This is a genomic window from Citrobacter sp. BIDMC107, from assembly GCF_001037575.1.
GTDB classification, from domain to species: domain Bacteria; phylum Pseudomonadota; class Gammaproteobacteria; order Enterobacterales; family Enterobacteriaceae; genus Citrobacter; species Citrobacter freundii.
This window is the reverse complement of sequence record NZ_KQ089850.1, coordinates 154929-181598: the sequence shown is the minus strand read 5'-3', so window position 1 is coordinate 181598 and position 26670 is coordinate 154929. Positions and strand designations below refer to the sequence as shown.

Below are 26670 nucleotides of genomic sequence, written 5' to 3'. Positions count from 1 at the left end.
CGGCATAAATACCGGGAGGAGCGATCAGATTCGTTCAACCTTGCACGAATCGGCATTAACCGCTTTCAGGATATAAGGTTCAAGCAGTTTGGCTACGGCTTCAAACACGGGCACCACTACGGAGTTACCGAACTGCCTGTACGACTGAGTGTCTGACACAGGAATGCGAAAAGGCCTGCCATCTACTTTTTCAAAACCCATAAGGCGCGCGCACTCTCGTGGAGTCAGCCTGCGGGGCCGATGCGCCTGATTTTCTTCGTTCGCGAAGTCTGTTTCACCTGTGGCCATATCCCAGCCACGGTCTATCAGAATTTCAGACCCGTCTTTGTGATAGCGAGCAGAAAGCGTACGGGCAATGCTTTCTTTATTTTCAGGATTAACGAGGCCAAAACCGAATCCGTTACCCTTAGCTGCGTGCTTTTTGGCGTAGTTATAGAGATACTCCCAGAGTTTCGGCGTCAGTATATATTTGCTGTCAACCACGGGTTCCAGCAGTTCGCCAAATGACGGACGCTGTTCCGGATAAAAACGACTAATATCGCGCAGGGTAAAGCCCTGGTGAATGTTCAGATCACGACGGAAACCGACCAAAACGATACGTTCTCGGTGCTGAGGTAAAAAGTGCTTTCCGTCGATAACTTTAGGATCGTTTTTGCCCATCTCAGCTGCATCCGCAACTTCATAGCCCAGTTCGTCGAGGGTATCCATGATGACTTTAAAGGTTTTACCCTTGTCATGGCTCTTCAGGTTTTTAACGTTTTCAAGAACAAAGATGGCAGGTTTTTTTGCGCGGATAATACGCGCCACATCGAAGAAAAGCGTTCCCTGAGCCTCACATTCGAAACCATGCGCGCGCCCGAGCGAGTTTTTCTTGCTTACGCCCGCAAGGCTGAACGGTTGACAGGGGAAACCTGCCAGAAGTACATCATGATCCGGCACATGCTCATTAATGTAAGCATAGGCATCGTTTTCAGGTACTTCAGGTTTATCACTGAGCGTGACTTCCCGAATATCGAGATTGAAAGTGTGTTCCTGAGCATCGTTAAACCAGTTAGCTTTATATGTGCGCACAGCCTCTTTATTCCATTCACTGGTAAAAACGCACTGGCCACCGATGGTTTCGAAGCCCTTCCGTATACCTCCAATCCCAGCAAACAGGTCAATAAACCGGAAGGCATAGTCAGGGTGATGTGCAGGCGCTTCCGGAAGCATTTTTCGTAGAAGTTCCTCTTCGGCTAACGTCAGCGTCTTAGGTGAGCACTTACCATTAATCCAGCGATTAAGAGTCTCGCGACTCCACTCATTTTTACCAACTTTTCTAAGCAGTTCAGCCACGTACTTCTGGTCATAGATTTCCAGCACCTGCCCGAGCAGCTTTTTATCATTTTCCTGTCGCAGTTGTTCTTCCGCTTCTGCTTTCTCAAGCAGATCCTGCGCCAGTAATTCAAATTCAGACATATTGCCTCCATTGGGTCTTATGGGTGAAACTGTATCACTCATTTGACCCAGATTGAATGTTTTTATCTGGATATTTAAACAGGTTTATTGTTAGGTAATGACTCCAACTTATTGATAGTGTTTTATGTTCAGATAATGCCCGATGACTTTGTCATGCAGCTCCACCGATTTTGAGAACGACAGCGACTTCCGTCCCAGCCTTGCCAGGTGCTGCCTCAGATTCAGGTTATGCCGCTCAATGCGCTGAGTGTAACGCTTGCTGATAACGTGCAGCTTTCCCTTCAGGCGGGATTCATACAGCGGCCAGCCATCCGTCATCCATACCACGACCTCAAAGGCCGACAGCAGGCTCAGAAGACGCTCCAGTGTGGCCAGAGTGCGTTCACCGAATACGTGCGCCACAACCGTCTTCCGGAGCCTGTCATACGCGTAAAACAGCCAGCGCTGGCGCGATTTAGCCCCGACGTATCCCCACTGTTCGTCCATTTCCGCGCAGACGATGACGTCACTGCCCGGCTGTATGCGCGAGGTTACCGACTGCGGCCTGAGTTTTTTAAATGGCGGAAAATCGTGTTGAGGCCAACGCCCATAATGCGGGCGGTTGCCCGGCATCCAACGCCATTCATGGCCATATCAATGATTTTCTGGTGCGTACCGGGTTGAGAAGCGGTGTAAGTGAACTGCAGTTGCCATGTTTTACGGCAGTGAGAGCAGAGATAGCGCTGATGTCCGGCAGTGCTTTTGCCGTTACGCACCACCCCGTCAGTAGCTGAACAGGAGGGACAGCTGATAGAAACAGAAGCCACTGGAGCACCTCAAAAACACCATCATACACTAAATCAGTAAGTTGGCAGCATCACCGAATACGCGTTCACCGTTTTTAAACTGAACACAGACATCGTGTTTTTTATCAGCCCAGTCCAGACCAACGTGTGCAGCAAATTGATTAGTCACAGTCATCACCAACTCCTTTTTATCGGGGATTGGTATGCATTCCACGCTCTTCGAAAGAAATATAGCCAGCAGTTTATCTGCATGCCCTGAGTATTCGTTAGGGAAGGTGCGAACAAGTTCCTGATATGAGATCATCATATTCATCCGGAGCGCATCCCAGAGGGACATCATGAGCCATCAACTCACCTTCGCCGATAGTGAATTCAGCACTAAGCGCCGTCAGACCCGAAAAGAGATTTTCCTCTCCCGCATGGAGCAGATTCTGCCATGGCAGAATATGACCGCTGTCATCGAGCCGTTTTATCCCAAGGCGGGCAATGGCCGACGGCCCTATCCGCTGGAGACCATGCTGCGTATTCACTGCATGCAGCATTGGTACAACCTGAGCGACGGTGCCATGGAAGATGCCCTGTACGAAATCGCCTCCATGCGCCTGTTTGCCCGATTATCCCTGGATAGCGCCCTGCCGGATCGCACCACCATCATGAATTTCCGCCACCTGCTCGAGCAGCATCAACTGGCCCGTCAATTGTTCAAGACCATCAATCGCTGGCTGGCCGAAGCAGGCGTCATGATGACCCAAGGCACTTTGGTGGATGCCACCATCATTGAGGCACCCAGCTCTACCAAGAACAAAGAGCAGCAACGCGATCCGGAGATGCATCAGACCAAGAAAGGCAATCAGTGGCACTTTGGCATGAAGGCCCACATTGGTGTCGATGCCAAGAGTGGCCTGACCCACAGCCTGGTCACCACCGCGGCCAACGAGCATGACCTCAATCAGCTGGGTAATCTGCTTCATGGAGAGGAGCAATTTGTCTCAGCCGATGCCGGCTACCAAGGAGCGCCACAGCGCGAGGAGCTGGCCGAGGTGGATGTGGACTGGCTGATCGCCGAGCGTCCCGGCAGGGTAAAAACCTTGAAGCAGCATCCGCGCAAGAACAAAACGGCCATCAACATCGAATACATGAAAGCCAGCATCCGTGCCAGGGTGGAGCACCCGTTTCGCATCATCAAGCGGCAGTTCGGCTTCGTGAAAGCCAGATACAAGGGGCTGCTGAAAAACGATAACCAACTGGCGATGTTATTCACCCTGGCCAACCTGTTTCGGGTGGACCAAATGATACGTCAGTGGGAGAGATCTCAGTAAAAACCGGAAATAACGCCAGAAATGGTGGAAAAAATAGCCTAAATAGGCTGATTCGATGTGTTTGCGGGAAAAAAATCGGCCCAGATCCGCGAAATTTTAATCAGCGAGTCAGCTTGGGAAGAAATGACCTGCTTATTCGCACCTTCCTTAATATAAAGACACAAGCAGAGACATTTTTGGCACGATATAAAAACGCTAAGTTAAAAAATCACTATGACGTGTTGGGTATCAAATGTTCACTGGCATAAACCTCTGTTTCTGATGTAAAACAGATTTTCTGAGGAGGCGTAAAACCTCCTCGTACTGCGAAATTGATTTAGTGATAGCGATCGATCACGCCAACCAGATAGTGGTCGGTTTGCTGCATGTTGATGCCCGCTTTTTTAGCGCTGCGGACTTCATCCAGAATGATTTGCAACAGCGTCCCGTCCACGATTTCCTCTTTTCTGTATCGCTTCAGGAAGTTAATCGCTGACTTATCGTTTGCTGCCTGGGCGTCTTCCGTCAAAGAGGTCAGCGCATTAATGCGCTTCTGGTAATCGCTTACCGTCTGCTCAAACAGATCTTCCAGCGTGGAAAATTCACCGCACCGGGCGTGTTGCTCCTGTAACACCGGCGTGGCGCCGCTCTGTTTGATGTATTCGTACATGCGCATCATTTGCGTCACCGTATTTTGCGCCTGATGACGCAAAAATAGTGCGGTGCCATTAAGGCTATTCTCGCTGCACCTCTGGCTGAGCTGAAGATACAAATTTGAGGTATAAAACTCCTGATTCATTTGCGCATTCAGTTTTTGAACTATTCCGCTAGCGATCATAGGACTTCCTTATTTCTTGTCATCTCAGAAAACGGTCACTCTTCGAAAAAACAACCAGAATAAAAGCGATTCTTTCGCTTTTTTTATTGCGCCTGGTTACGCAGTCATATTCATTTTAAGTCGGGATGCTCCTTATTTAAATATCCAACCCTACTATCGCATTTCTATCTGGCATTATTCTGTGATGGTGTTTCGATATTCACACTCCCTGTGCCAATCCTTTCTTATCGACAGTAGGAAACTTCCTCCGGCTATTCTGCTGAACACGATTAGGGGCACTGTTGGGTGATGCTGCCAACTTACTGATTTAGTGTATGATGGTGTTTTTGAGGTGCTCCAGTGGCTTCTGTTTCTATCAGCTGTCCCTCCTGTTCAGCTACTGACGGGGTGGTGCGTAACGGCAAAAGCACCGCCGGACATCAGCGCTATCTCTGCTCTCACTGCCGTAAAACATGGCAACTGCAGTTCACTTACACCGCTTCTCAACCCGGTACGCACCAGAAAATCATTGATATGGCCATGAATGGCGTTGGATGCCGGGCAACCGCCCGCATTATGGGCGTTGGCCTCAACACGATTTTCCGCCATTTAAAAAACTCAGGCCGCAGTCGGTAACCTCGCGCATACAGCCGGGCAGTGACGTCATCGTCTGCGCGGAAATGGACGAACAGTGGGGATACGTCGGGGCTAAATCGCGCCAGCGCTGGCTGTTTTACGCGTATGACAGGCTCCGGAAGACGGTTGTGGCGCACGTATTCGGTGAACGCACTCTGGCCACACTGGAGCGTCTTCTGAGCCTGCTGTCGGCCTTTGAGGTCGTGGTATGGATGACGGATGGCTGGCCGCTGTATGAATCCCGCCTGAAGGGAAAGCTGCACGTTATCAGCAAGCGTTACACTCAGCGCATTGAGCGACATAACCTGAATCTGAGACAACATCTGGCAAGGCTGGGACGGAAGTCACTGTCGTTCTCAAAATCGGTGGAGCTGCATGACAAGGTCATCGGGCATTATCTGAACATAAAACACTATCATTAAGTTGGAGTCATTACCCAGAAAGTCACTTTCGGGTGATCTGGCTGGAATGCAAACTGATGTTACCGTCACGCGTATCACGATTACTTTCTGAAACGGGGTTCCTGTCAGTCAGCCAACTGTTGCGTGATCTGAAATAGCTGAACTCCCCGGTGTTATAGCCGGGGAGGCCACCTCAGGACATTGTCTCTGGCCTATACAGTAACTCTTGCCCCACCGGGCATGAATGACACTCATGGCATCGATTTCGATTAAGCTGTCTTGAAAATAAACTCACTAGATGTATTATGGCTGAGTAGTTAGGACCCTTTCTTTTGCTGTATTAAGAGCGCTTTCTGGAGATTGCTTCTGATTAATTGCGTTGATTATAGCGGTTTTCTCCGCATACCAGAATGAACTCAGCTCAGGAATGTTTGGCATGATCTCGCCATTTTCTGCGCTCTGCATGGTTGCCTGGATACGCGGATCTTTTTCCAGTTTTTTCTGGTAGCTCTTCAGTGTAACTGCACCTAATGGAACGGCATCATTCAGCGTGGTAAGTCCTTCATCTGTCATCAGATAATTTTCTATAAATTCCACAGCCAGTTCTTTATTAGGGCTGGCTGCATTAATGCCGATGCTGACGACCCCCACAAATGGTCTAGCCTTTTGTCCCTGGAATGTGGGCAGTACCGTAACACCGTAGTCAATACCGCTGGTACCAATATTTTCCCATGACCACGGGCCATTGATAATCATCGCTGTTTCACCTTTATTAAAGCTGGCTTCAGCTAGCGGATAATCCGTATCTGGGCTAATACGTCCGCTTTTGACCATATTCACAATAAATTCCAGCCCTTTAACTGCGCCTTCATTATCAATACCCACATGACTTGTATCGTAACCGTTATCGGTCTTTTTAAATACGTACCCCCCCGCAGAGGCAATTAATGGCCATGTAAAATAGGGCTCAGAAATATTCCATGTAATTGCTTTTTTACCCTTTTTTCTTAGTTCATCATCCATTGCCGGGATTTCTTCCCACGTGGAAGGTGGGGATTTAATCAGCTTTTTATTCCAGATCAGAGTCAGCGCTTCTATACTCATAGGATAACCAATCAGCTTCCCGTTATACTTCACGGCGTCCCATGCAAAGGGGACTATTTTCTCTTTGAATGCCGGGGAAGGATTAACCTCGTATAATAAACCTGACTTTGCATACCCGCCAAAACGGTCATGCGCGTATATAACAATATCCGGACCACCACCACTGCTTGCCACCAAGGGGAATCTTTCCTCTATATTTTTCGGTTGTTCCACCGTGACAGGAATACCGGTATCGGCTTCAAAACGTTTTCCGACAGTCTCAAGAGCCTGTCGTCCATTACCAAGACTACCTCCCCAAATGATCAGTTTACCTTCCTGTATCGCCGCATACGGGGTTGCAGAGTACCACGCAGCGCAGGCAGCAATAAGCATGAATGATTTTTTCATCGGGATTCCCTCCAATTTAATTTGAATTTGTATGATCCTGTATCAATATTCGTCAGATTAACTCCTCCTGTGATCTCATCCCCCCATGTACAATCAGTGATAATGATCTCAATTTATCTATATAATGTGAGTTACCTCACAAAAATAGAAGGCTGAAACATGACTTTTATCACATTGTATTGTGAAGTCATAAGATTTAACTCATCCCCAACATACTAGCGAAAGGAGGATTTTACTGAAAGAGGAGAGGTTTATAATATCTTTTGATTATTACTTTAAAAAAAGAGTGTGTTATGGAAAAGAAATTATCCAAGTATGAGCCTGATGAGTATGTAAAAGTTAAGCATCCGGAATGGTCGAAAAATGCCACAATCTACCAGGTTAATATAAGGCAATTTACTAAAGGTGGGACATTTAATTCCTTTGAAAAACATCTTGACAGGATTAAATCCCTTGGTGTTGATATTATTTGGCTGATGCCAATTCACCCTGTTGGGATCGAAGCTCGTAAGGGCTCGTTGGGGAGTAGTTATTCTGTTCGCGACTATTATGATGTCAATGAGGAGTTTGGTACTCATGAAGATCTCAAACAGCTAGTAAGAAAAATTCATGACAAAGGGATGTATGTCATTCTCGACTGGGTGGCAAACCATTCTTCTCGAGATAATACATTGACCATTACTCATCCCGAATGGTATTCAAAAGACAGAAAAGGTCATTTTACGCCCACACCTTGGTATGACTGGGATGATATTATCGAGTTTGATTACGGCAATGCTGAATTACGCCAGTACATGACGGCAGCATTGAAATACTGGGTTGATGAATTTGATATCGACGGATACCGGTGTGATGTCGCCGGTTTTGTCCCGCTTGATTTCTGGGAAAATGCCCGAGCAGAGCTTGAGGCGATAAAACCCGTTTTTATGCTGGCAGAATGGGAGTCCCGGGATTTGCTGAAAAAATCCTTTGACATGGTCTATTCATGGAGCCTGTGGGACAAAATGCTACTGGCGGTTAATACCGGAAAGTTATCTCCGCTGATAGAATGGATGGCGCACCAAACAAAAGCATTTCCAGCTGACGGAATAAGCATGTCATTTATTGAAAATCATGATAAGAATGCCTGGGAAGGGAATCAATTTGATAACTTTGGCTCGGGTCTGGAAGCCGCGATTGTTATGACCGTAATGGTAAAAGGTATGCCATTAATTTATGGTGGGCAGGAAGCCGGACTGAAGCGCTCTCTGCCATTTTTTGAAAAAGATGAAATAATCTGGCAGAAACACCACATAGGTGAATTATACAAAACCCTGTTTCATCTTAAACATGTGAATCATGCCCTGTGGAATGCTCATAACGGTGGTGAGATGGTACGAATTAACCATAATCATGAAGATAAAGTTATTGCTTTCTCCAGAGAGAAAGATGGGCATGCCATTATTTCCATGATTAACTTCAGTAAAGAAAAATTGACAATAAAAATCAAGGAGAAGGAATATAGTGGATATTATATTGATTGGTTCACAAAAGAAGAAATAGATGTTAAAAATCTCAGCCAGGTGGTTCTTCAACCCTGGGGTTATAAAATATTCAGTAGCATCCCGAAAAACGCATAGTCAGAGAAATAATCACTATGTTTTAAATTGTATTAGTCGCGACTGGATCTGACACATAGTCTTGAAAGATTGAAAGTTACCGGTTTGATATGGGGGGCGAAGCCTTATAGGGGGCCGACGATTAGTGGAACGAAAACTCACGTTGAGCGATTGTGGCTGAGAAAAACCAAAGGATCCTGCTGGGATCCTTTGAAAGGAGTTAAGGCTGCACTCTAATTGCCATAATGTGTATTAGCTATACACAGTTTAGCCAGGCCTGAAAGCCTGATTTACGAGCTTAAGGTAGCTTCCGGGCGTCCGCCTGAACGTTGTGGCTAAACAGGAAATACAAAGGCGTTCAACTACACAGTTGTCTGCAGCGTCAGATGATATAAGAATAATCCTTATCGGACTTGGTCGGATCTCAGCGAACAAAGCGCATGCAGTCTGTGGCTGTTATCATCGACACTCTCAGTACTGTGCATAAAGAGAATCGGGTGATGCTTCCAATTAGTAGAACATGTGTTTTTCAATAAACGTCCCGATGACTTTTTCGTGGATCTCTACTGAACGCGAGAAGCAGATTGTTTTACGAGCCAAGCGCTTAATGCGGGTGCGCAGCGTCAGGTTATTGCGCTCAATCCGTTGGGTGAATATTTTTCCGGTCAGATGCTTATCCTTCGGCACCTCCCGGCCATAGCTGCCCCAGTCGTCGCTGGTGATCATGCCGATGTTGAATGGCGTAAGCAGTGCCAGTAGTTCCCGGCAGGTTTCATCGGTACGGGGACCAAAAGTGTAGGCCAGTACACCCCCTGTTTTGGTGTTATACGCGTACCAGAGCCAGTGTTGCCGGGCTTTACTGCCAACGAAACTCCATTGCTCATCAAGTTCGCAGATAAGCGCCACATCAGCATGAGCAACGGGCGAAGACGTTATTCGCTTTGGCGTGAGTTTTTTGGCACTGTTGCAAATAGTCGGTGGTGATAAACTTATCATCCCCTTTTGCTGATGGGGCTGCACATGAACCCATTCAAAGGCCGGCATTTTCAGCGTGACATCATTCTGTGGGCCGTACGCTGGTACTGCAAATACGGCATCAGTTACCGTGAGCTGCAGGAGATGCTGGCTGAACGCGGAGTGAATGTCGATCACTCCACGATTTACCGCTGGGTTCAGCGTTATGCGCCTGAAATGGAAAAACGGCTGCGCTGGTACTGGCGTAACCCTTCCGATCTTTGCCCGTGGCACATGGATGAAACCTACGTGAAGGTCAATGGCCGCTGGGCGTATCTGTACCGGGCCGTCGACAGCCGGGGCCGCACTGTCGATTTTTATCTCTCCTCCCGTCGTAACAGCAAAGCTGCATACCGGTTTCTGGGTAAAATCCTCAACAACGTGAAGAAGTGGCAGATCCCGCGATTCATCAACACGGATAAAGCGCCCGCCTATGGTCGCGCGCTTGCTCTGCTCAAACGCGAAGGCCGGTGCCCGTCTGACGTTGAACACCGACAGATTAAGTACCGGAACAACGTGATTGAATGCGATCATGGCAAACTGAAACGGATAATCGGCGCCACGCTGGGATTTAAATCCATGAAGACGGCTTACGCCACCATCAAAGGTATTGAGGTGATGCGTGCACTACGCAAAGGCCAGGCCTCAGCATTTTATTATGGTGATCCCCTGGGCGAAATGCGCCTGGTAAGCAGAGTTTTTGAAATGTAAGGCCTTTGAATAAGACAAAAGGCTGCCTCATCGCTAACTTTGCAACAGTGCCGTTATTATTGCTACCATTGCAAATAACGTTGCCCTGAACCATAGCTTTTTAAGTGTCTGCCTGAGAATCCATTGCCAGCGTGAAATCATTCAGCATATCCTTGTATTAAGTTCGGGAAAATAAATGCCGCCCGGCAGGACGGCATTTTTGTATTAACGAACGAGGTGCAGGAAGTGCAGGTGTTTTTCGTACTGGTCCAGTATGTCATTAATCAGCTGTTCCTGATTCCAGCCCATCACATCATAGTTTTGACCGCCTTCTTTCAGATAGACCTCAGCGCGATAATATCGATGTTGCTCAACCTGCTGCTCGTCATTGTCCATTGCAGCCATGGCGAAAGCCGGTGAGTTATAGCCACGAAGTCTCACTTCATAAATAAAGTTCAGCTCATTGCCCAAATCGACTTCAAGCCGAATTCGTTCGTCATCAGTATCACTTATATGGCTTATCGTTCCCTGTTTATTCAGTTCTTCCTGAACCAGCGTCATGGCGGGCTGGATAACGTCGCCCATAAAGCGTTTCACAAGAGAGCGCTTTGGCAGATAAGCGATATTGCGCAAGCGTCTCTGCCATGGAATCGGGTTACGCGCTGCAGTCGGAGCAATAGTCGCCATGCTCAGGCTTTCACGCTTGGTCAAATCCCGACGCAGGGCTTTTAATAATCCGTATATGGATATCAGTAAAATCACTGAGAAAGGTAATGCGCTCGCTATTGTCACGGTTTGCAGCGCGCTCAGTCCCCCCGCAATCAGCAGTGCGATTGCCACAATCCCTATGAGCGAGGCCCAGAAAATTCGCTGCCATACAGGCGTGTTAGCGACGCCACCCGATGCCAGCGTATCAACAACCATTGCCCCGGAGTCAGCCGAGGTGACAAAGAAGACAATGACCATCGCCATTGCAATAAATGACAGCACGGAAGAAAACGGGAAATGCTCCAGGAAATTAAACAGGGCCAGCGCGACATCCTGCTGAACGGTATTGGCGAGATCAGCCGCCCCCTGGTGCATAATGAGATAGATTGCGCTGTTACCAAACACCGTCATCCACATGAGCGTGAAGCCGGCGGGAACAAACAGCACGCCGGTGACAAACTCGCGAATGGTTCGACCGCGCGAGACTCTTGCGATGAACATCCCCACAAACGGCGACCATGAAAGCCACCATCCCCAGTACAGTAATGTCCAGCCCCCCAGCCAGTTGCTCGACTTAGGTTCATACGCATAAAGGTTAAAAGTTTTACTCACCAGTTCAGAAAGATAACCGCCCGTATTTTCCACAAATGACTTCAGCAGAAGCACGGTTGGTCCCAGACACAGGACCAGCGCCAGCAGCAGCACTGCCAGGCCCAGGTTGAGCTCAGACAGTATACGTATTCCCTTGTCCAGGCCGGACACCACCGAAATCGTCGCTAAACCAGTGATGACAACGATTAGAATCACCTGCACCGTTTCATTAATAGGCACCCCGAAAAGATGATTCAAACCAGCATTCACCTGCAAAACACCGTACCCCAGCGATGTCGCAACGCCAAAGACGGTGCCAATAACGGCGAAAATATCAACCACATGGCCTACAGGTCCGTATATGCGCTCGCCAATAATGGGATAAAGTGCGGAACGCAGCGTTAAAGGCAGACCGTGACGGTAACTGAAAAAGGCCAGGATCAGTGCCACAATGGCATAGATTGCCCATGCGTGCAGGCCCCAGTGGAAGAACGTCAGGCGCATTGCTTCCTTCGCTGCCGCAACGGTCTCTGGAGTGCCGACAGGAGGTGAAAGATAATGCATCACAGGTTCAGCAACGCCAAAGAACATCAGGCCGATCCCCATCCCTGCCGAGAAAAGCATCGCAAACCAGGAGTGATAGCTAAAATCAGGCTGCGCATGGTCCGGACCCAGTTTGATATCACCGTAGCGTGAGAGTCCCAGGAACGAGACACTCAGTAGAATCAGGGCCACTGCAAGGATGTAGAACCAGCTGGCATTCGTGAAGATTTGTTGCTGAAGTAGTTTAAAATTTTTGTCGGCGACATCCGGGAATACAGCGGCAAAGGCGACAAGAAGGAAAATTAACAAAGCAGATGTAAAGAATACCGCTTTGTTAATCTGGCTTTTAGACTTCTTTTGGATTGTATCATTTTCACTCATAATCATTTATTCCATTAATTAAAATCCGCACTGTATAGAGGGTACTACATCTCAAAGATTAGCAAACTTCAACTTACGATGCGGCGTCAATCGGAATGCAGAGTGCAAGAGTGGCCATACAGATATCCTGTTGATAGTCTGCCAGCCGTCTTCTGGAGCATTTGATTTGCATAAATTGCATCAGATCTGGGGATTCACTTTGATTAGAGCAATATTGAGAATGACTTACTAACGTCTGATGTTGCGTAAAGCGGGCTTTAAGGGGTCAGTTTGGAGATCGGAAATTTTTGTACTATAAGGACTTCCCCGGCATGTCAAAGCCGGTATTTATGGTTTCTGTCTGCTCTTCAGTAAAAATAAAGGGGAGAGACTGCGGTACTATAAACGGCCATGATGAATCGTCATCGATTCGGGCCCTGATGAAAGACGCGCGTGAGGTTCTTGTTCGTTAAGCGGATACGTATATCCTGTACAATAGCCAGATAGGCCTCACGGGGTCTAACCCTTTATCATCAACGAATTGCAGGTCAGATGGTTATACAGCTTCGAGCTTTAGTTGACTGAGTACAGCCGGAAATCATCACCGTAATGTAGTGATGCCCAACACAGCCGCGCATTTTTGGCGGCGATGGCCACAACAGCCCGCCAGTACCCTCTGCGCTCAACCAACATACAAACCCAACGGCTGAATGAGTCAGTCCTTTTCCCGGCGCCAATAAGCACTGAACGAGCCCCCTGAACCAGAAGCGTTCGCAGATACGAATCACCGGCTTTTGTGATCCTGCCGAGTTTCGACTTTCCCCCGCTGCTGTATTGTGATGGCGTCAGCCCCAGCCAGGCTGCCAGTTGACGTCCATTTTTAAAATCATGTGCATTACCGATACTGGCGACCAGTGCACAGGCCGTTGTGGGACCAACGCCCTTTAGCTCCATCAGCCGCTGACTGCGATGATCTGTTTTGGCTATGTGGGACAAAATTCGGTCATATTCAGTGATGTTAGCTTCAATGCGATCAACGTGTTCCATCAAATCATCAACACATTGCTGAACCTGAAGCGGTAAAGAGCTCTTCTGCACAGAAACCATGTGGCGCAGGGCATCAGCACTTTGTGGCGCGATGACACCGAATTCAGATATCAATCCTCGCAGACGATTATACGTTGCTGTTTTCTCTTCGATAAAACCCTGACGGGTACGATGTAAACACTGCATGGCCTGCTGGCTTTCGTCTTTCACTGGTACGAACCGCATATGCGGACGACGAACAGCTTCACAGATAGCCTGAGCATCAGCTGCATCATTTTTTCCTGATTTTCCGGCCATACGATAAGGCGATACAAACTTAGCAGCCATCAGACGTGGCTCATGACCATACTGCCGAAACAATCTTGCCCAGTAGTGAGCCCCGGAGCATGCTTCCATCCCGATAACACAGGGAGGCAAACTTGCAATTAACTCAGGAAGTGCAGCACGCGATACTTTAGGCTTAACCAGAACAGTTCTACCATTTTGATCAACACCGTGAACAGCAAACACATTTTTAGCAAGATCGATACCGACAGTCGTGATAGTCATAACGAATTCCTCCGGGACGATGTGTACCCCATGATTGCACAAGAGTTAATCAGGCGCATAATCAGGGGAAGTCCCTTCCATTCGTTAAGCACATTATTTAACCAATTCGGATACGTAAGTGATTGATTTATCGTCAGTGGCTATCGCTTTTAGGTTGTCGCTCTTGCTGTATCGCATTTAGGTTATCCGATTAAGACAAAATCCCCTGAAAACGCTGTATAGCGCGGGAGTACACCCTTATGCGATAACCATTTTTGTTAAAAATTCCGCATCAAATAATTTATGAGGGAAACTATATGGCAAGGAGGCAGATTCTTTCTCTGTCGGAAAGAGAATCATTACTGGCATTACCGGACGATGAGTTAACGCTGACCCGAATGGCCTATTTCAGTGAGCATGATCTGGCGATTATCAGTGCTCACCGTAAACCCGCCAGCCGTTTTGGTTTTGCCGTCCTTCTTTGCTATCTGAAAAATGTTGGCTTTGCCCCGGATAAAAAAATCCCACCCTCTGATGCGTTGCTGGGGTCCGCTTGGAAAAAGGAAATTATCCTACTATAAGGGCTTCCCCGAACAGTCAACGCCGGTTTTTAATTTCTGTCTGTTCATCAATGAAGGGCAAGGGATAAGACTGCGCTACTATAAACGGTCACGTTGAATCTCTATTGATTCGGACCCTGATGAAAGACGCTCGTGAGATCCTCCTTCGCTAATCGGATAGGGATATCCAGTAGGATATGCAGATACTTCTCACGGGGGTCTAACCCTTTACCATCAACGAGTTGCAGTTCAGTTACTACACAGTTAAATTTTTCATGTTGCCGAATACAGTTTGAAGTCATCGCCGTAATGTAATGATGCCCAGCACAACCTCGCATTCTTGGCAGCGATTGCAACGACAGCACGCCAGTATCCCCGCCTGCCAATCAACGAGCAGACCCAACGGCTAAACGAGTCCGTTCTATTCTCTGCCCCTATCATCACAGAACGAGCTCCCTGTACCAGCAGCGTTCTCAGATATGAATCACCGGCTTTCGTTATTCTGCCAAGCTTTGATTTTCCACCACTGCTGTATTGCGATGGCGTTAACCCCAGCCAGGCTGCCAGTTGGCGCCCGTTTTTAAAATCATGTGCGTTGCCAATACTGGCGACCAGTGCGCTCGCTGTTGTGGGGCCAATACCTTTCAGTTCCATTAACTGCTGGCTGCGATGGTCTGTTTTGGCCACACGAGATAATACCCTGTCATATTCGGCGATTTTTTCTTCAATATTAGTTATATGAGCCAATAGATCATCAATGCAAAGCCTGACCTGTACTGGCAGAGTTTCCCTCTGGTCAGAAACAATATGACGTAGAGCATCAGTGCTTTGTGGGGCGATAATCCCAAATTCGGATACCAGACCCCGAAGACGGTTATACGTTGCCGTTCTTTCCTGGATAAATCCCTGCCTTGTCCGATGCAAGCACTGCATTGCCTGCTGACTTTCGTCTTTGACGGGTACAAAGCGCATATGCGGCCGCTGCACAGCCTCACAAATAGCTATTGCATCAGCTGCATCATTTTTCCCGGTCTTACCCGCCATGCGATAGGGTGAGACAAATTTTGGGGCCATCAACCGGACATCATGGCCATACTGCCTGAATAATCTTGCCCAATAGTGGGCACCCGAGCAGGCTTCCATTCCAATTACACAGGGAGGTAAACCTGCGATGAGTTCAGGAAGTGCTGCACGTGACACCTTGGGTTTAACCAGAACTGCTTTACCATTTTGGTCAACGCAGTGAACTGCAAACACATTTTTAGCAAGATCGATACCGACAGTAGTGATGGTCATAACGAATCTCTCTGGGTCAATATTTACCCCATGATTGCACGAAAGTTAATCAGGTGCATATCCAGGGGAAGTCCCTTCCATTCGCTAAGCGCATTTTTTGCACAGATGGCTACCGACTGAACGTAACGTGTGAGTCATGATCAGAAATGTGTTAACTCTAGGAATTGACACGACTTACTGTTCGATGGGGAAATCATGTTTAGCTATCTCAAGGCTATGTATCATCAATCAAAAATTCAGGCTGAACTCAAGGCACAGATACATGAACAAACTACGGTTAATGCTATCTGTCATCACCCTGAATCAATCGAGATCATTGCGGTTTGTTCGACTGATGCGTATTACCGAAAACGTAAGGACGCTGCTTTTCTGACAACCTGTTCTGTGCTCATGCGTACTTTAAAAGATGAATCCGTACCGATGGTACTACGGAAAACAGCATGGCGATTATTGAACGAAAGATACCAACGAATTAAGTTAAATCAGGCTTATAGGATAGAAAATTTCTTGCTTGTTGCCGATTTTGAATATGCTCTCGAAGAACATGATGAACTAGCAGAGTAGTACTAGTGAGGCGATGAATACCGACAGTTAACGTGCATGTGACTTAAACGTCCGAAACCGAACGATTACGTACAGCATGTAGACAACATGTCCGCAAGTAAGCAAAACCATTAACGGACAGCCGGATCATTTCGTACATCCCTTACGGTCAGGGGTTCGCGCTCAATGGAACGAAATCACCCGTTAGCTTAAAACGCTTAACGAATGGAAGGGACTTCCCCTGGATATGCGCCTGATTAACTTTCGTGCAATCATAGGATAAACATTGACCCAGAGGGATTCGTTATGACCATCACCACTGTCGGTATCGATCTTGCTAAAAATGTGTTTGCTGTTCACTGCATTGACCAAAATGGTAAAGCTGTTCTGGTTAAACCCAAGGTGTCGCGTGCAGCACTTTCTGAACTCATCGCAGGTTTACCTCCCTGTGTCATTGGAATGGAAGCCTGCTCGGGTGCCCACTATTGGGCAAGATTATTCAGGCAGTATGGCCATGATGTCCGGTTGATGGCTCCGAAATTTGTCTCACCCTATCGCATGGCGGGTAAGACCGGGAAAAATGATGCAGCTGATGCAATAGCTATTTGTGAGGCAGTGCAGCGGCCGCATATGCGCTTTGTACCAGTCAAAGACGAAAGCCAGCAGGCAATGCAATGCTTACATCGGACAAGACAGGGATTTATCCAGGAAAGAACAGCAACGTATAACCGTCTTCGGGGCCTGATATCTGAATTCGGGGTTATTGCCCCACAAAGCACTGATGCTCTGCGTCATGTTGTTTCTGACCAGAAGGAAACTCTGCCAGTACAGGTTAGGCTGTACATTGATGATCTATTGACACATGTCACTAATATTGAAGAGAAAATCGCCGAATATGACAGGGTATTATCTCGTGTGGCCAAAACAGATCATCGCAGCCAGCAGTTAATGGAACTGAAAGGTGTTGGGCCCACCACAGCGAGTGCGCTGGTCGCCAGTATTGGCAATGCCCATGATTTTAAGAACGGGCGCCAACTGGCAGCCTGGTTGGGGCTAACGCCATCACAATACAGTAGTGGCGGAAAATCAAAGCTTGGCAGGATAACAAAAGCGGGTGATGCCTATCTGCGAACCCTACTGGTCCAGGGAGCCCGTTCTGTAATGGTAGGGGCAGAGAATAGAACGGACCCGTTTAGCCGTTGGGTCTGCTCGTTGATTGGTAGGCGGGGATACTGGCGTGCTGTCGTTGCAATCGCCGCCAAGAATGCGAGGTTGTGCTGGGCATCATTACATTACGGCGATGACTTCAGACTGTATTCAACAACATGAAAAATTTAACTGAGTAGTAACTGAACTGTAAATTGTTGATGGTAAAGGGTTAGACCCCCGTGAGAAGTATCTGCATATCCTACTGGATATCACTATCCGATTAACGAAGGAGGATCTCACGAGCGTCTTTCATCAGGGTCCGAATCACTAGCGATTCAGCATGACCGTTTATAGTAGCGCAGTCTTATCCCTTGCCTTTCATTGATGAACAGACAGAAATTAAAAACCGGCGTTGACTGTTCGGGGAAGCCCTTATAGTACAATAATTCTCTATATCCAAACTGACCCCATGTTGTCCGCATCATTAAAACCGCGGGTTTGCCGCTGACTCTGGCAGATATGGGGCTGAAACAATTCCGTGAGGAGGAGTGGCGTAAAGTTGCCGAAATCGCCTGCGCCGAAGGCGATACCATGGGCAATATGCCTATGGCGGTCAGTGCCGATGATGTCTATCAGGCAATGATCGCAGCCAATGCCATGGCCGAACGCTATAGCCACCAGAACTGACAAGATACAAAGGATGCAACCTCTCTCCCGAAAGCGAGGGGTTGCATCTTCCCTTGCGCAAGATCAAAACGATAAGTTACATTTTTGTTGGTCAATGCTGTTTTTAAGTTTTTTAAAAACAAAGAATTAACAAAAAAGGATTAAAAATCACCGAGACGGCTGCCGCGATCAAGATCACACAAATGTCGCCATTTAAAGCGTAGAAAGGTTTGAGCTTTTTCTTGCCACTCGCCTCTGGGGGGCAAAACCCACGATAACTTCAAACATTTTCACCCGATGCCAGGAGTTGGCATCAATACCCTATTACTTGCAACGCTGGGAGGAACACATGACATATGCAACGATCAATCCCTTCACGGGAGAGCTCATCAAAGAATTTCCCAATGCCACTGATGCCGAAGTCACAGAGGCAATTGAATCGGCCCACCAGGCCTTTTTGAGTTGGCGCAATACCTCTTTTGCCAACAAGGCTGAAATACTCAATCGGGCTGCAGCCCTGCTCAGAGACAGCAAGCGCCGCTATGCAGAGCTGCTGACCCTAGAGATGGGTAAAGTCATTGGAGAGGCCGAGGCCGAAGTAGAACTGTCGGCGCAGATCCTCGAATACTATGCCGAGCATGCCGAGAGACTGCTGGCACCGCAGAAACTGCCTGTGGCCGATCCCGCCGAAGGGGAAGCGCTGCTGGTCAATGAACCTCTTGGGGTCTTGCTGGCCATTGAACCCTGGAACTTCCCCTATTACCAGATAGCCAGGATCTTGGCTCCGCAACTTTCTGCCGGCAACACCCTGCTGCTGAAACACGCTTCCAATGTGCCTCAGTGCGCCGCCGCTTTTGAGAGCCTGATGCGGGATGCCGGACTGCCACAGGGCGCCTTCCAGAACCTGTATGCTACCCGGGATCAAGTCGAGCAGATCATCAACTCACCCAAGGTACATGGCGTGGCTCTGACCGGCTCTGAAGGTGCAGGCGCCGTTATTGCCTCTCAGGCCGGTAAGGCGCTGAAAAAATCCACTCTGGAGCTGGGCGGCTCTGACGCCTTTATCGTGCTGGAAGATGCCGAGCTTGAGAAAACCATAGATTGGGCGGTATTCGGCCGTCACTGGAATGCCGGTCAGGTATGTGTTTCATCCAAACGGATGATCCTGGTGGAAGCCATTTATGACAAGTTTATGGAAGGCTATACCAAAGGCGTAGCCGCGCTTAAAGCCGGTGACCCTATGGATCCGAACACGACTCTGGCGCCCCTGTCTTCCCAGGGTGCTGCCGATGAAGTGAAGCAGAAAATTCGTGAAGCGGTTGAGCATGGTGCCACAGCTACCGAAGTTGGTCCCAAAGTGCCGGAGCAAGGCGCTTTTGTACAGCCGACCATACTTACCAATGTGACCCCGGACAACCCGGCTTACTATTGGGAGTTCTTCGGCCCTGTCTCCATGATCCTCAAGGCAAAGGATGAACAGGAAGCGATTGCCATTGCCAACGATTCGCCCTTCGGCCTCGGTGGCTCTGTGTTCACCGCCGATGAACAGCGCGGTCTGGCGGTAGCCAAGCAAGTCTCTACCGGGATGATGTTCGTCAACCACCCCACCATGGTTAAGGCTGATTTGCCCTTTGGCGGCATCCGCCGCTCCGGCTATGGTCGTGAACTGATCGACTTAGGCCTGAAAGAGTTCGTCAACCACAAGTTGATCAACGTGGTGGATATCAACGCTCCCTTCTGATCGCGCTTGAAGCATATTTAGTTCGATAAAGACCCGAGCACCTGGCCGGGTCTTTTATCGCCACAGGGCTTTGTTGAATAAATCGAACTTTTGCTGAGTTGAAGGATCAGATCACGCATCCTCCCGACAACACAGACCATTCCGTGGCAAAGCAAAAGTTCAGAATCACCAACTGGTCCACCTACAACAAAGCTCTCATCAACCGTGGCTCCCTCACTTTCTGGCTGGATGATGAGGCGATTCAGGCCTGGTATGAGTCGGCAACGCCTTCATCACGAGGAAGGCCCCAGCGCTATTCTGATCTCGCCATCACCACCGTTCTGGTGATTAAACGCGTATTCCGGCTGACCCTGCGGGCTGCGCAGGGTTTTATTGATTCCATTTTTGCCCTGATGAACGTTCCGTTGCGCTGCCCGGATTACACCAGTGTCAGTAAGCGGGCAAAGTCGGTTAATGTCAGTTTCAAAACGTCCACCCGGGGTGAAATCGCACACCTGGTGATTGATTCCACCGGGCTGAAGGTCTTTGGTGAAGGCGAATGGAAAGTCAGAAAGCACGGCAAAGAGCGCCGTCGTATCTGGCGAAAGTTGCATCTTGCTGTTGACAGCAACACACATGAAGTTGTCTGTGCAGACCTGTCGCTGAATAACGTCACGGACTCAGAAGCCTTCCCGGGCCTTATCCGGCAGACTCACAGAAAAATCAGGGCAGCCGCGGCAGACGGGGCTTACGATACCCGGCTCTGTCACGATGAACTGCGCCGCAAAAAAATCAGCACGCTTATTCCTCCCCGAAAAGGAGCAGGTTACTGGCCCGGTGAGTACGCAGACCGCAACCGTGCCGTTGCTAATCAGCGGCTGAGCGGAAGCAATGCACGGTGGAAATGGACAACGGAATATAACCGTCGCTCGATAGCGGAAACGGCAATGTACAGAATGAAGCAGTTGTTGGGAGATTCACTGACGCTGCGTGACTACGATGGTCAGGTAGCGGAAGCTATGGCCATGGTGCGTGCGTTGAACAGGATGACAAAGGCTGGGATGCCAGAAAGCGTGCGTATTGCCTGAAAATCCAGCCAGCTACAGGGTCGTTCGCAAGAAATCTTATTTATTCAACAAAGCCGCACTGGAACTGACAGAAGAACAAAGGCGTTTTCTGAATAGTATGCTCGATGAGGCTGAGGATTGTTCTGGGGATGAGCAGTAATTGTCAGTGTACTTTTATAAAAACACTCCTCTGGTTTCTGAAGTCTGTACTGACCGAAAGAGTAAGTGTGCTTCTAAAAGCACACTATGATATTCCAATCAACCAGGGCGTATAGATGCTGATCAGTTAAATACCATCCCACCATCAATAATGAGTGCCTGACCTGTCATATAATCTGAATCCACACCGGCCAGATAGGAAACACATGCCGCAACATCCTCTGATTCAGAAATGCGTCCGAGGGCAACATTTTTCGCCCACTGCTGAAGGCCCCATTCCAGAGACTGGCCATTTTCATCTGCGACTTTTTGTGCGATACCATTCATCATAGGGGTGCGAACAATTCCCGGGCAATACGCGTTCACAGTAATCCCAAATTTCGCCAGATCTTTTGCAGCTGTCTGAGTTATACCGCGAACAGCAAACTTTGTAGCGCCGTAGACGGCCAGATCAGGGTTACCCACTTGGCCTGCCTGCGATGAGGCGTTGATTATCTTACCGATAATGTCCCCCGTTTTTGCCGGAGTACGCTGCTTAAAGTACTTCACAGCGGCCTGAATACCCCAGTACACACCTCCTACGTTAACATCAAAGACTTTACGGTAAATTTCTGGAGTAATTTCCTCAATTGGTGTCGTTGGGCCAAGACCGGCATTATTAACCATAACATCCAGGCGGCCAAACTTTGCAACGACTTTATCCACTGCTGCAAAAACTTGTTCGCGATCTGCGACATCCGCAGCTACTGCCAGTGCCTCGCCACCCATTTCTTCAATAAGCCTCACCGTTTCATGTGCCGTTTCGCCATTGAAGTCCAGACTACCGATACGAAATCCATCTTTCGCCAGACGGAGAGCGATTGCTTTACCAATTCCCTGCCCCGCACCAGTAACAACAGCTACTTTATGTTCTGTACTCATCGTTTCTCTCTTTGAACTCGTTTCAGATATACCGAATTCATAGTAGTCCAATATCACTATATGCACATTAGCTTTTATTATCAGTGCACAGTTTTTTTCGATTAGAAACATATCACCTAATATATACATGGCTTTGTTGAATAAATCGAACTTTTGCTGAGTTGAAGGATCAGATCACGCATCCTCCCGACAACACAGACCATTCCGTGGCAAAGCAAAAGTTCAGAATCACCAACTGGTCCACCTACAACAAAGCTCTCATCAACCGTGGCTCCCTCACTTTCTGGCTGGATGATGAGGCGATTCAGGCCTGGTATGAGTCGGCAACGCCTTCATCACGAGGAAGGCCCCAGCGCTATTCTGATCTCGCCATCACCACCGTTCTGGTGATTAAACGCGTATTCCGGCTGACCCTGCGGGCTGCGCAGGGTTTTATTGATTCCATTTTTGCCCTGATGAACGTTCCGTTGCGCTGCCCGGATTACACCAGTGTCAGTAAGCGGGCAAAGTCGGTTAATGTCAGTTTCAAAACGTCCACCCGGGGTGAAATCGCACACCTGGTGATTGATTCCACCGGGCTGAAGGTCTTTGGTGAAGGCGAATGGAAAGTCAGAAAGCACGGCAAAGAGCGCCGTCGTATCTGGCGAAAGTTGCATCTTGCTGTTGACAGCAACACACATGAAGTTGTCTGTGCAGACCTGTCGCTGAATAACGTCACGGACTCAGAAGCCTTCCCGGGCCTTATCCGGCAGACTCACAGAAAAATCAGGGCAGCCGCGGCAGACGGGGCTTACGATACCCGGCTCTGTCACGATGAACTGCGCCGCAAAAAAATCAGCGCGCTTATTCCTCCCCGAAAAGGAGCAGGTTACTGGCCCGGTGAGTACGCAGACCGCAACCGTGCCGTTGCTAATCAGCGGCTGAGCGGAAGCAATGCACGGTGGAAATGGACAACGGAATATAACCGTCGCTCGATAGCGGAAACGGCAATGTACAGAATGAAGCAGTTGTTGGGAGATTCACTGACGCTGCGTGACTACGATGGTCAGGTAGCGGAAGCTATGGCCATGGTGCGTGCGTTGAACAGGATGACAAAGGCTGGGATGCCAGAAAGCGTGCGTATTGCCTGAAAATCCAGCCAGCTACAGGGTCGTTCGCAAGAAATCTTATTTATTCAACAAAGCCTAATTGATGATGAGTAAAGATGGTTTAGGGAGGGGACCGAACCACCCCGGAACGGCCCCCTGAAGGAATGGCAATTCCGTTCACCGCCAATATTAGCTTTTTCCAGGCTGTGATAACATCTCCGGGTCATTTTTCAGAGCCAGGGCAGATGAAGAAGAAAAACAGCACACCCACTCCTCACGATGCCACGTTCAGGCAGTTCCTGACGCAACCGGATATTGCCCGGGATTTCATGGAAATCCACCTGCCTGCAGAGCTGCGAGCAGTCTGCGATCTCAGCACGCTGAAACTGGAATCAGGCTCGTTCGTTGAGGATGATCTCCGCCAGTATTTCAGCGACGTCCTCTATAGCCTGAAAACTACAGCCGGCGACGGCTATATTCATGTTCTGGTCGAGCACCAGTCAACGCCGGACAAACATATGGCTTTCCGCCTCATACGCTATGCGGTAGCCGCCATGCAGCGCCACCTGGAGGCAGGGCATAAAAAACTGCCACTGGTGATACCGGTGCTGTTCTATACGGGTAAGCGCAGCCCGTATCCGTACTCTACTCGTTGGCTGGATGAATTTGACGCTCCCGAGCTGGCAGGCAAACTCTACAGCAACGCTTTCCCGCTGGTAGACGTTACGATCATTCCGGATGATGAAATCGCTGGCCATCGCAGCATGGCCGCCCTGACTTTACTGCAAAAGCATATTCACCAGCGGGACCTGGCAGAACTGGTCGACCGGCTGGCACCCATCTTGCTGGCGGGATACTTGTCTTCATCGCAGGTGATATCGCTGGTACACTATATAGTGCAGGCAGGCGAAACATCCGACGCCGAAGCCTTTGTACGCGAACTGGCACAGCGTGTGCCGCAACACGGAGACGCACTTATGACCATCGCACAACAGCTTGAACAGAAGGGCATCGAGAAGGGGATTCAGCTCGGTGAACAACGCGGCATTGAAAAAGGCGAGCGCGAAGCCACCCTTAAAATTGCACGAACCATGCTCCAGAACGGCATTGACCGCAATACCGTCATAAAAATGACTGGTCTGACTGAAGACGACCTGGCGCAGATCCGCCACTAATCACCCTTTCCTGGCACTCCCTGTCTGGTCATCAGCGAATACTGGTGGGGCAGGGAGTCACCAGACTCAAGTTCAGCCAGCCACAGCGATTAAACAGCTTCATCACCTCGCCACATTCCCCCGTCAGACACGCTGTCAACGGATTTATCTGTAAAGCGACATAGAGATTGGCTCGTAAGAGATAAATGCCGTTCACACCCGCACTGAGCGCCACAGCATTCCGACCGGCCCCCAGTTAGCAGCTTCTCAGTCGGGCACAATCCAGTAAAAAAGCGATGAGTCATCGATGGAGATACAGGCTAGAAAAGTGCGGTTCTGGCTTGTTCATATCCCGGGTGATGCTGCCAACTTACTGATTTAGTGTATGATGGTGTTTTTGAGGTGCTCCAGTGGCTTCTGTTTCTATCAGCTGTCCCTCCTGTTCAGCTACTGACGGGGTGGTGCGTAACGGCAAAAGCACCGCCGGACATCAGCGCTATCTCTGCTCTCACTGCCGTAAAACATGGCAACTGCAGTTCACTTACACCGCTTCTCAACCCGGTACGCACCAGAAAATCATTGATATGGCCATGAATGGCGTTGGATGCCGGGCAACCGCCCGCATTATGGGCGTTGGCCTCAACACGATTTTCCGCCATTTAAAAAACTCAGGCCGCAGTCGGTAACCTCGCGCATACAGCCGGGCAGTGACGTCATCGTCTGCGCGGAAATGGACGAACAGTGGGGATACGTCGGGGCTAAATCGCGCCAGCGCTGGCTGTTTTACGCGTATGACAGGCTCCGGAAGACGGTTGTGGCGCACGTATTCGGTGAACGCACTCTGGCCACACTGGAGCGTCTTCTGAGCCTGCTGTCGGCCTTTGAGGTCGTGGTATGGATGACGGATGGCTGGCCGCTGTATGAATCCCGCCTGAAGGGAAAGCTGCACGTAATCAGCAAGCGATATACGCAGCGAATTGAGCGGCATAACCTGAATCTGAGGCAGCACCTGGCACGGCTGGGACGGAAGTCGCTGTCGTTCTCAAAATCGGTGGAGCTGCATGACAAAGTCATCGGGCATTATCTGAACATAAAACACCATCAATAAGTTGGAGTCATTACCGCGAATGTGTTAGACTGTGTCCACCATAGAAAAGCCAGAAAACGAAATCAGATATTTTAGTCGCCACATATCGTGTCCTGTGATATTTGATTACTATCACCCGATAAGCGTATTAATAAATGCTGGCTCAACATTGGTGGATATTTAAATGGTCATATTCCTGATGACCTAACGTGGGAGTTGTGTCGGGCTTAAAGCTAATTCACCGTAAGAACAATTTTCCCAACATGCTTGCCGGACTCCATCAATGCATGCGCGCGTGCTGCTTCGCGTAACGGGAATGTGCTGTGAATCATGGGATGGCAACGACCTGCATTGAGAATCGGCCAGATATTTTTAAGCAAGTCGTTGGCAATTTCGGCTTTTTCGACCGAAGTTCGTGCTCGCATCGTTGAACCCGTGACAACCGCTCGCTTCAACGCGAGTTCTTGCAGATCCACTTGTTCTGCGAAAGCTCCGCCAAGGAAGCCAATGATTACCAGCCGGCCATCCATTCCTAAACTCCTCATATTTCGGGAGAAATAGGATGCACCCATTATATCGAGAATGATATCAACGCCACGGCCATCCGTTTGCTTCAAAATGAAATCAGAAAAATCAGTTGTCCGGTAGTTGACTGGCGTAGCGCCAAGCTCTGCGATCACATCGCATTTATCATCTGATCCAGCCGTCGCATATGCCTCGATACCGATTTCGCGGCATAGCATCAACGCGGTTGTGCCGATACCACTTGTTCCCCCATGAATCAGAACACTCTGACCCTGTGTTGCGCCACCAATCTTGAACAAGTTTGCCCAGACGGTGAACAGAGTCTCAGGAAGTGCCGCCGCTGCTATCATTGACATGCTGTCTGGCACCGGCAGTGTCTGGCTTTCCGGCACGATGCAATACTCACCATAACCACCGCCATTCGTCAGAGCACAGACTCGGTCACCAATCTTTACGCCCGTGACGCCTTCACCAATTGATGAAACCGTTCCAGCGACCTCAAGACCAGGAATAGGGGTTACGTCGTCAGGCATAGGGTAATGACCCTGGCGTTGAATGACGTCAGGACGATTAACACCTGCGGCCTTGACGCGAACCAAAATTTCCCCAGCCTTTGGCACCGGAATCGTTGTCTGAACGGGCGTTAAAACCTCTGGCCCGCCAGGCTCAGAGATTTCAATGACAGTCATTTTATTCGCAGTATGTAACATGAACGTAAGTCCTTATGATTTTGTTTTTCGTTGAATTTCCCAACTACACTGTGTCTCATC

The 26670-nt window shown here is 49.0% G+C and carries 22 protein-coding genes and 4 pseudogenes; 13 read left to right on the top strand and 13 right to left on the bottom strand.

From position 1 onward, the window contains the following. Window positions 1-24: 24 nt before the first annotated feature. The 3 genes from SK39_RS23860 to SK39_RS27675 form a co-directional block, all read right to left on the bottom strand. A complete protein-coding gene (locus SK39_RS23860; RefSeq protein ID WP_001288432.1) occupies window positions 25-1458 on the bottom strand; it encodes a DNA cytosine methyltransferase in 1434 nt (477 codons plus the stop codon). Between the two features lie 108 nt (window positions 1459-1566). Then, a protein-coding gene (locus tag SK39_RS23855; protein ID WP_151884388.1) for an IS1 family transposase occupies window positions 1567-2264 on the bottom strand; the annotation gives its coding sequence in 2 pieces (ribosomal slippage) (window positions 1567-2015 and window positions 2015-2264; 699 coding nt in all). Between the two features lie 28 nt (window positions 2265-2292). Then, window positions 2293-2418: a hypothetical protein gene (locus tag SK39_RS27675; protein WP_342633194.1), complete on the bottom strand. Its 126-nt coding sequence runs from the start codon at window positions 2416-2418 to the stop codon at window positions 2293-2295. A gap of 163 nt (window positions 2419-2581) precedes the next feature. Between SK39_RS27675 and SK39_RS23845 the strand changes: the two genes are divergently transcribed. Further along, complete coding sequence (locus SK39_RS23845; RefSeq protein ID WP_000019450.1) at window positions 2582-3562, top strand: IS5-like element ISKpn26 family transposase; 981 nt, start codon at window positions 2582-2584, stop codon at window positions 3560-3562. Window positions 3563-3878: 316 nt separating this feature from the next. On the opposite strand, the gene SK39_RS23840 is transcribed toward SK39_RS23845, so the two are convergent. Next, window positions 3879-4379, bottom strand: a complete 501-nt coding sequence (locus SK39_RS23840; RefSeq protein ID WP_001752509.1) for a non-heme ferritin-like protein — start codon at window positions 4377-4379, stop codon at window positions 3879-3881. 339 nt (window positions 4380-4718) lie between these two features. Here SK39_RS23840 and SK39_RS23835 point away from each other — a divergent pair. Further along, window positions 4719-5416, top strand: a protein-coding gene (locus SK39_RS23835; RefSeq protein WP_223335778.1) for an IS1 family transposase whose coding sequence is annotated in 2 segments (ribosomal slippage) — window positions 4719-4968 and window positions 4968-5416 — 699 coding nt in all. Because the reading frame shifts where the segments join, the coding sequence is not laid out codon by codon here. 282 nt (window positions 5417-5698) lie between these two features. Here the strand turns inward: SK39_RS23835 and malE are convergent. Next, complete coding sequence (malE, locus tag SK39_RS23830; RefSeq protein ID WP_004098823.1) at window positions 5699-6886, bottom strand: maltose/maltodextrin ABC transporter substrate-binding protein MalE; 1188 nt, start codon at window positions 6884-6886, stop codon at window positions 5699-5701. Window positions 6887-7179: 293 nt separating this feature from the next. Here malE and SK39_RS23825 point away from each other — a divergent pair, with 293 nt between their 5' ends. Beyond that, window positions 7180-8505, top strand: a complete 1326-nt coding sequence (locus tag SK39_RS23825; RefSeq protein WP_004098825.1) for an alpha-amylase family glycosyl hydrolase — start codon at window positions 7180-7182, stop codon at window positions 8503-8505. A gap of 489 nt (window positions 8506-8994) precedes the next feature. Here the strand turns inward: SK39_RS23825 and SK39_RS23820 are convergent. Beyond that, window positions 8995-9480: pseudogene (locus SK39_RS23820) on the bottom strand (IS1 family transposase); the annotation flags it as partial. 24 nt (window positions 9481-9504) lie between these two features. Here SK39_RS23820 and SK39_RS23815 point away from each other — a divergent pair. Beyond that, entirely contained in the window at window positions 9505-10209 is a 705-nt protein-coding gene (locus SK39_RS23815) for an IS6-like element IS26 family transposase (RefSeq protein WP_001067855.1), read from the top strand. A 42-nt stretch (window positions 10210-10251) separates the two neighbouring features. Here SK39_RS23815 and SK39_RS27270 read toward each other — a convergent pair. The 3 genes and pseudogenes from SK39_RS27270 to SK39_RS23805 form a co-directional block, all read right to left on the bottom strand. Next, a pseudogene (locus SK39_RS27270) lies at window positions 10252-10350 on the bottom strand (DUF2254 family protein); the annotation flags it as partial. Between the two features lie 63 nt (window positions 10351-10413). Further along, window positions 10414-12411: a BCCT family transporter gene (locus SK39_RS23810; protein ID WP_048217578.1), complete on the bottom strand. Its 1998-nt coding sequence runs from the start codon at window positions 12409-12411 to the stop codon at window positions 10414-10416. Between the two features lie 552 nt (window positions 12412-12963). Continuing rightward, window positions 12964-13986, bottom strand: a complete 1023-nt coding sequence (locus tag SK39_RS23805; RefSeq protein WP_000156887.1) for an IS110 family RNA-guided transposase — start codon at window positions 13984-13986, stop codon at window positions 12964-12966. A gap of 296 nt (window positions 13987-14282) precedes the next feature. On the opposite strand from SK39_RS23805, the pseudogene SK39_RS23800 reads away from it, so the two are divergent. Next, window positions 14283-14510: pseudogene (locus SK39_RS23800) on the top strand (DUF4158 domain-containing protein); the annotation flags it as partial. Window positions 14511-14798: 288 nt separating this feature from the next. On the opposite strand, the gene SK39_RS23795 reads toward SK39_RS23800, so the two are convergent. Further along, window positions 14799-15821, bottom strand: coding sequence for an IS110 family RNA-guided transposase (locus tag SK39_RS23795; RefSeq protein ID WP_009652586.1), 1023 nt, complete (start codon window positions 15819-15821; stop codon window positions 14799-14801). A 195-nt stretch (window positions 15822-16016) separates the two neighbouring features. Here SK39_RS23795 and SK39_RS23790 point away from each other — a divergent pair, with 195 nt between their 5' ends. From SK39_RS23790 to SK39_RS23775, 5 genes are all read left to right on the top strand, one after another. After that, a complete protein-coding gene (locus SK39_RS23790; protein ID WP_032242306.1) occupies window positions 16017-16385 on the top strand; it encodes a hypothetical protein in 369 nt (122 codons plus the stop codon). Between the two features lie 285 nt (window positions 16386-16670). Further along, window positions 16671-17693: an IS110-like element IS5708 family transposase gene (locus tag SK39_RS23785; RefSeq protein ID WP_040113331.1), complete on the top strand. Its 1023-nt coding sequence runs from the start codon at window positions 16671-16673 to the stop codon at window positions 17691-17693. Window positions 17694-18032: 339 nt separating this feature from the next. Next, a complete protein-coding gene (locus tag SK39_RS26590) occupies window positions 18033-18200 on the top strand; it encodes a hypothetical protein (protein ID WP_231593832.1) in 168 nt (55 codons plus the stop codon). A gap of 328 nt (window positions 18201-18528) precedes the next feature. Further along, window positions 18529-19920, top strand: a complete 1392-nt coding sequence (locus tag SK39_RS23780; protein WP_023205627.1) for an NAD-dependent succinate-semialdehyde dehydrogenase — start codon at window positions 18529-18531, stop codon at window positions 19918-19920. A gap of 98 nt (window positions 19921-20018) precedes the next feature. Further along, complete coding sequence (locus tag SK39_RS23775) at window positions 20019-20987, top strand: IS5 family transposase (protein ID WP_077255001.1); 969 nt, start codon at window positions 20019-20021, stop codon at window positions 20985-20987. Between the two features lie 261 nt (window positions 20988-21248). Here the strand turns inward: SK39_RS23775 and SK39_RS23770 are convergent, their stop codons facing one another. Then, a complete protein-coding gene (locus tag SK39_RS23770; RefSeq protein WP_040113342.1) occupies window positions 21249-22046 on the bottom strand; it encodes a (S)-acetoin forming diacetyl reductase in 798 nt (265 codons plus the stop codon). Between the two features lie 161 nt (window positions 22047-22207). Between SK39_RS23770 and SK39_RS23765 the strand changes: the two genes are divergently transcribed. Together SK39_RS23765 and SK39_RS23760 are read left to right on the top strand one after the other, a co-directional pair. After that, a complete protein-coding gene (locus SK39_RS23765) occupies window positions 22208-23176 on the top strand; it encodes an IS5 family transposase (protein WP_000654811.1) in 969 nt (322 codons plus the stop codon). A 203-nt stretch (window positions 23177-23379) separates the two neighbouring features. After that, window positions 23380-24309, top strand: a complete 930-nt coding sequence (locus SK39_RS23760) for an Rpn family recombination-promoting nuclease/putative transposase (protein ID WP_040113343.1) — start codon at window positions 23380-23382, stop codon at window positions 24307-24309. Here SK39_RS23760 and SK39_RS27670 read toward each other — a convergent pair. Then, a pseudogene (locus SK39_RS27670) lies at window positions 24306-24538 on the bottom strand (DUF2913 family protein); the annotation flags it as partial. The gene SK39_RS23760 and the pseudogene SK39_RS27670 sit on opposite strands and share 4 nt — an antisense overlap. Window positions 24539-24698: 160 nt before the next feature. On the opposite strand from SK39_RS27670, the gene SK39_RS23755 reads away from it, so the two are divergent. Further along, window positions 24699-25396 (top strand): IS1 family transposase gene (locus tag SK39_RS23755; RefSeq protein ID WP_223852547.1). Its coding sequence is split into 2 segments (ribosomal slippage): window positions 24699-24948 and window positions 24948-25396, totalling 699 coding nucleotides; the frame shifts between segments, so codons are not numbered across the junction. A 212-nt stretch (window positions 25397-25608) separates the two neighbouring features. Here the strand turns inward: SK39_RS23755 and SK39_RS23750 are convergent. Beyond that, complete coding sequence (locus SK39_RS23750; protein WP_101743360.1) at window positions 25609-26589, bottom strand: NAD(P)H-quinone oxidoreductase; 981 nt, start codon at window positions 26587-26589, stop codon at window positions 25609-25611. Window positions 26590-26670 lie beyond the last annotated feature (81 nt).